The 6,339-nt window shown below is 64.1% G+C and carries 5 protein-coding genes; all 5 read right to left on the reverse strand.

Translation table 11 applies throughout. The features are described from left to right. Window positions 1–4 precede the first annotated feature (4 nt). Window positions 5–469, reverse strand: a complete 465-nt coding sequence (gene fliS, locus IP91_RS16920) for a flagellar export chaperone FliS (protein WP_145650234.1) — start codon at window positions 467–469, stop codon at window positions 5–7. Between the two features lie 45 nt (window positions 470–514). Continuing rightward, window positions 515–3,160, reverse strand: coding sequence for a flagellar filament capping protein FliD (fliD, locus tag IP91_RS16925; RefSeq protein ID WP_229474559.1), 2,646 nt, complete (start codon window positions 3,158–3,160; stop codon window positions 515–517). Between the two features lie 274 nt (window positions 3,161–3,434). Further along, the gene (locus IP91_RS16930) at window positions 3,435–3,800 is read right to left on the reverse strand and encodes a flagellar protein FlaG (RefSeq protein ID WP_145650236.1); all 366 of its coding nucleotides are present in this window, start codon (window positions 3,798–3,800) and stop codon (window positions 3,435–3,437) included. 80 nt (window positions 3,801–3,880) lie between these two features. Further along, window positions 3,881–5,341 carry a flagellin N-terminal helical domain-containing protein gene (locus IP91_RS16935; RefSeq protein ID WP_145650237.1) on the reverse strand — a complete coding sequence of 487 codons (1,461 nt, stop codon included), beginning with the start codon at window positions 5,339–5,341 and terminating at the stop codon, window positions 3,881–3,883. A gap of 609 nt (window positions 5,342–5,950) precedes the next feature. Further along, a partial coding sequence (locus IP91_RS16940; protein WP_259772464.1) for a flagellin occupies window positions 5,951–6,339 on the reverse strand: 389 nt, incomplete at its 5' end.

Here is a 6,339-nt window from a genome sequence, read left to right on the forward strand (position 1 = left end):
TCTCTTATACACTCGCCAGGAGGGGGGATTGCTTCTGGTTGGCCAGCGGCGCGCCGCCGCTCGCGGCCGGGGCGTTCGCGTTGTCGCCGATCTGCTTCCACGTGTCGCGCAGGTCGGTGAGCAGGTTGCGCACCTCGTCCAGGATGTCGACCTGGTTCTGCAGGTTGGCGGTCAGCAGGCGCGCGCTCATGTACTCGTACAGGGCGTCGAGGTTCTTGGCGATCTCGCCGCCCACATCCTTGTCGAGGCTGGCACGCAGGCCGTTGTCGATGATCTGGATGGCATGCGAGATGGCCTTGCCCTTCGCTTCGACATTGCCGGCCTTCATCTGATTGGTGGCATTGATCAGCGCGACGATCGCGCCGTCGTACAGCATCATGATCAGCTTGTGCGGCGAGGCCGCGGCGATGCCTGTTTCCAGGCCGACCTTGGCATAGGCGTTGACGCCGCGTTGTGGACTTCCGAACATAATGATCTCCTTGCTGCTCTAGTGTCTGTGCTGTTACGCGTTCGCTCAGCTGTTGGCGGCCAGTGCCGCCAGCTGCTGCGTCAGGTAGCTGGACGTGGTCTGCATCTGCGCCAGCGACACGTCCAGTGCGCTGTACTGCTTGCGGTAGCGCGCCTCGATGGCCGTCAGCTTGTCCGAAAACGCATCGCTCTGCTTCTGGATGTCCTTGATCGACTTGTTGATGCCATCCGTGCGGCTGGTGATCTGGCCCGTCTTGCCCAGCATCGTCGTGGCCAGGTTGTTCAGCTGGTAGGCATAGCCCTGCGAGAAGCTGACGGTGCCGCGGTCGCCGGCCTTGCCGCCCGTGACATCGATCTTCAGGCCTTCCACCGGCGTGCCGGCCTTGCCCGTCAGCGTCTGGCCGGAACCGACCACGGCGTAGCCGCCCAGCGTGCCGGCCACGTCCAGGCCGGCCACCGCCGTCGAGCTGCCGAACATGCTGTCGGGCGCCGTGCCGGCGCTCGAACTGAGCGACACGTTCGACAGGGAACCATACTTCGCCGAGGACAGCACCAGCTTGCCATCGTCGTCGATCGTCGCCACCACCGACTTGCCGGCGCTGGAGAAGGCCGACGTGCCGTTGATCGACGACTGCACCACCTTGGCCAGCTCGGCCGGGGTGTAGGTGCCGGCCGGCAGCGTGACGGTGGCCGTGTTCTTGCTGCTGCTGGGCGTGGTGTCGTTCAGCGTCACGGCCCAGGTGGTGCCGGCCGCGATGGTGGTCGTGTCGGCGACCTTGGCCGCGCTGGTCAGCGCGCCCTGCGTGGCCATCTGCGTGATCGACAGGTCGTAGGTGCCCGGCTTGGTGGCGGACGTGGAACTGCCGAACGTCACCTGGTTGTCGGTGGTGTTGCCGATCGCGCCGAACAGGGCGCCGATGTCGGCGAAGTTGCTGTCGATGGCCTTCTGGAACTTGGTGGAGTCCAGGCTCAGCGTGCCGTCCTTGGCGAAGCTGATGCCCACCTGGCCCAGGTTCGTGAAGGCGCCGGCGATGCCCGACACGTTGGACGTCAGCATGCGCCGCACCTGCGACTGCACCGACTGCGCGGTGGCATCGCCCTGCAGCGCGCCGGCCACCTTGGTGTCGGCATCGTAGCCGGTGAGTTTCTTCAGCGTGGTGTTCAGGTCGTTATAGGCCTTGACGAACGCCTCGACGTTGGTCTTCACGGCCGAGGTGTTCTTGCTGATCGACAGCGTGCTGGCGCCCACCTTCGACACGTTCAGCGTCACGCCCTGGATCGCCTCGCCCACGTTGTTCGAGTGGCTGGTCACGGCGATGCCGTTCACGCTCAGCTTGGTATCCTGGGCGGCCGACGTCTGCGTCATCTTCTGCCCGCCCGCCACGCTCGGGTCATAGCCCAGCAGGTTGGCCAGCGCGGCATCGGGCTCGTCGCTGTCGGCGCCGGACAGCGAGATCTTCATCGATGCGTTGGCACCGGTGGCGTTCGACGAGAACACCAGGTGGTACGGGTTGGCGCTGCCGTCCGAGACGATAGTGGCGGTGACGCCCAGGCCGGCCTTGTTGACGGCATCGCGGATGCCCTCCAGCGAGTTGTTGGTGGCATCGATCGTGACGATGCCCGAGGCAATGCTGGCATCCTGCGTGAACGTGCCGCCGAGATAGCTGCCGCCGGTGCCGGCGGTGAGGCCCGCCGCGGCCGGGTTGCTGCCGCCGACCGTGATCGGGCTGGCATCCGTGGAACTGAGCGACAGGCTGCTGATGGCGGTGGTGTTCGAGCCGACGTTGACGGCCTTGTTGCCGATGCCGCCGCTGACGGTGCCGGTCACCGTTTCCTCGACTTCGAGGTTGGCGCCATCGGTGCGGGTGAACACCAGCGTGCCGTCGGCCGCCTTGCCGGAGACGGTGATGCCGGCATTGGCCAGCGCCGTCAGCGCCGTGCTGGGCTCGGTGAGGGCCGCATCGATCGCATCGGCCGAGAGGCCCGTTTCGCTGGCGCCCAGGGAAGCGATCTCCACGCCGCCCACTTTCAGGGAATAGCTGCTGTCCGCATCGGTCGTCACCTCGCCGAAACCGGCGAACAGCGCGGTGGCGGTCTTGGCCGGCGTGGCCGTGGCCGTGACGTTGGTGGTGGTGCTTTTCGCATTGATCGCTTCGGCCAGGGCGCGCGCGCTGGTGGTGGTGCTGTCGGTGGCGATGGCGGTGCCGTTGATGGTCAGCGAGCCGTTGCTGATGCCGTCCGAGGAGACCGCGTTGCCCAGCGTGGTGCCGGCCAGGCCGAAGCCGCCGCTCACGCTGCCGAACTGGAAGGAAATGGTGGTCTTGCCGCCCAGGCCGACGGCCGACTTGCTGCTGTTGATGCCGGGCGTGGTCAGCGTCTGGCTCTGCGCCATCTGCGTGACATTGACCTTGTAGTTGCCCGCCACGGCCTTCGACGTGGCGGAGGCGCCCAGCACCGTGGAATCGCTGGGGGTGGCGCTCAGGGCGTTGAAGTCCGACGCTTTCGTCAGGCCGCCGAGCGAGGACTGGAACACGCCGATCGCGCCGCTCAGGGAGCCGTAGGCGCTCAGCGTGGACTGGTAGGCCGCGGTTTTCTGGGCGTATTTGGTCAGCGGCGCCTGTTCCACCGCCATGAGCTGGGAAACGATGCTGTTGACGTCGAGTACGCTGCCAGTCGTTGAAATGGATGCCACGGCTTTTCTCCTGAGGAAGCGATAATGTAAGTGATTATCGGCAGAATCAAACCAGACTTGAGAGACGGAAACATCTGTCAGTTTCGGCGATGCCCCGGCGCTCGTGCAATGCCTGCGGTGTTCATCCTTCCTGAATGCTCGATCGTAAGGGGACACGGCCGCGGCGAACGTGCCTTGCACCACATAACGGGGATTCACCATAAAAAAAGCCGCCCCGGAGGGCGGCCTGGCCGATATGGCACCGCGTGGCAATGAGCGCCGATGAGTGTCGACCTCAGGCTTCCTGGTCGATCAGCAGGCCGGCCATCTTCTCCAGCGATTTGGAGATCTGCAGTGCCTGCTCGGTGGGGATCTGTCGAACCACTTCCTTCGTGCCCAGGTCGATCACCTTGACGATGGTGCGCTTGCTGTCTTCGTCGATGGAAAATTCCAGGCTCTGGTTCCGCACCGAGTCGTTCAGTTTGCCAACTGCGTCCTTCAGCTCGTCCATCGATGCGGTACCGGCGGTGCCGGAGACGGCCTGCGCCGTCACGGCCGCCGTGGCGGGCGCGCGCCCGACAGCTTGCGCCGCCGGTTCGCTGGAGGGATAGGTGCGGTCCGCGCGCGCGGTGGACAGCGACCCCAGCGTATCGATAGTCATGATGTGCTCCTAATGAAAATTCCCCGCCAGGAAAATCCGGGCGGGGAACCGCTTCAAAGCAGGCTAAGTACTACCGCGGATTAACGCAGCAGGCTCAGCACGCCGTTCGGCAGGGAGTTCGCCTGGGCCAGCATGGCGGTACCGGCCTGCTGCAGGATCTGGCCGCGGGTCATGCTCGCGGTTTCCGCTGCGAAGTCGGTATCGACGATACGGCTGCGCGATGCCGACAGGTTTTCCGTCGTGGCGGACAGGTTCGAGATCGCCGACGAGAAACGCGACTGCAGTGCACCGAAAGCTGCGCGCTGCGTGTTCACGGTTGCCAGGGCTGCATCGGCGATCTTGATCGCTTTCTGCGCGCCTTCGAAGTCCGAGATGTCCAGGTCGGACACTGCCTGCAGCGTCGAGGTGGCGCCACTGGCCAGGCCGGTATCGTCGGTCACTTTGAATGCACCTTCCGAGTCGTAGGAGATCTGGCCGTTGACGGTCGACGAAGCACCTGCACCTGCCAGGTCCTGCGCTGCCGTCTTGATGCCGTCCGTGTCGTACGTGGACGCCTTCAGGGCCGCGGTGTTGCCACCGTCACGGTTCTGTTCGATCTTGATGTCGTTGCCGGCGGACTGGGTCAGCTTCAGGCCCTTGTTCTCGGCATCGTATTCGGCGGTCACGCCGGTCTTGGCCGACTGCGCGTTGATCGAGTTGATCGCGGCGGAGAAGTCCGAGGCGCTGCTGCCGTCGCCGGACACGGAGAAGTTCACTTCCACGGCCGTCGAGTTATCGCTGGTCAGTTTCAGGGAATAGTCTTCCTTGCCCATTTCCAGGAACACTTCGGTCTTGGCCGATGCCGTCACGCCCGTCTTGGCGGTCTGGGCATTGACCTTGGCAGCCAGCGTCTTGGCCGTGTCGGTCGCGGTGGCCTTGATGGTGTCGCCCGAACCACGCACGCCGGCGATCTTCAGTTCGCCGTCGACGGTCACGTTGCTGCCACCGGCGGCATCTTTCACGACTGCAGCGTCCTGCTTCACGCTGTTGTTGCCGTAGGTGTTGGTCAGGAAGTTCGAGCCCGTTGCGGAGATCAGCTGGTTGGCATCCGCGCCCACCTGGAAGTTCGCCGTACCCATCGTGCCGTCCAGCAGTGCCTGGCCGTTGAAGGTGGTGGTTTGTGCGACGCGGTTCAGTTCCGACGACAGCTGGGTCACCTCGGTCTGCAGGGCCTGACGGTCCGAAGCCGAGTTGGTGCTGTTCGAGGACTGGACCGCCAGTTCACGGATACGCTGCAGGATGTCGCCGGACGAGGCCAGCGCGCCTTCGGCGGTTTGCGCCATCGACACGCCGTCGTTGGCATTGCGGGTTGCCTGCGTCATGCCCTTGATCTGCGCGTTCATCCGGTCGGAGATCGCCAGGCCTGCCGCGTCGTCCTTGGCGCTGTTGATGCGGAGACCGGAAGAGAGGCGTTGCAGCGACGTTGTCAGTGCGGACTGGGACGACGTCAGGTTACGCTGCGAGTTCAGGGATGCGACGTTGGTATTGATTACGGAAGCCATGGTATTACTCCAAAGGTACTGCTGATTTCGGCGATTTGCTCTTTGACGTTGGCCCGCCTCCGTGTTCCGAGACGATCAAGCCGCTGTTGTTTTGGGTAACGGTTGCCGTACGGGAAGCTTTAGGTGGTTTTCGGTGGGAAATTTATGTTCTTGGGACTCAAGTGTTTTTATTGTCGAGCGCTAAGTCGGCTGCTCTGCAATAAACTTGAGGGCGAATAAAAATATTTTTCTACGTAAATATTTTCGGTGCGCGAGACCTGGCGCGGGTTTCCGGTGTCAGCTCGACAATAGTGGGGTGGCCAGCGGAGGCGGGGCGGCGGGGCTGGTGTCTGGCATCATTCCCGCCAGCTATCGGTTTCGGCCATCGGCAGTGCCCGGGGAGGGGGGACAGCGGTGTGTGAGCGTCCTCGCGAATATTGTCAGAGACTTGTTCCACTCCACCGCCCCGTCTTGGGACCAGCGGCTCCGAAAACCGGTGTCCGACCCCATTCCAGGGCATGAGGACACGTTGCGGGCGGAATGACGTCAGGCACCAGTTCTTACCACGCACGTAAAAAAACCCGGCCAGGTTGCCCCGGCCGGGTTTTCAGAAAACTACCCCGATGTCGTTTAACGCAGCAGGCTCATCACGCCGTTCGGCAGCGAGTTGGCCTGGGCCAGCATCGCGGTACCGGCCTGCTGCAGGATCTGGCCGCGCGTCAGGCTGGCGGTCTCGGCAGCGAAGTCGGTGTCGACGATGCGGCTCTTCGAGGCCGACAGGTTTTCCGTCGTTGCCGTCAGGTTCGAGATCGCCGACGAGAACCGCGACTGCAGGGCACCGAAGGCAGCGCGCTGCGTGTTCACCGTGGCCAGCGCGGCATCGGCGATCTTGATGGCTTTCTGGGCACCGTCGAAGTCGGAGATGTCCAGGTCCGCCACCGCCTGCAGCGTCGAGGTCGCGCCGCTGGCCAGGCCGGTATCGTCCGTCACCTTGAAGGCGCCTTCCGAGTCGTACGAGA

Origin of the sequence: Pseudoduganella lurida, from assembly GCF_007830455.1 — a bacterium.
Lineage (GTDB): Bacteria > Pseudomonadota > Gammaproteobacteria > Burkholderiales > Burkholderiaceae_D > Rugamonas > Rugamonas lurida.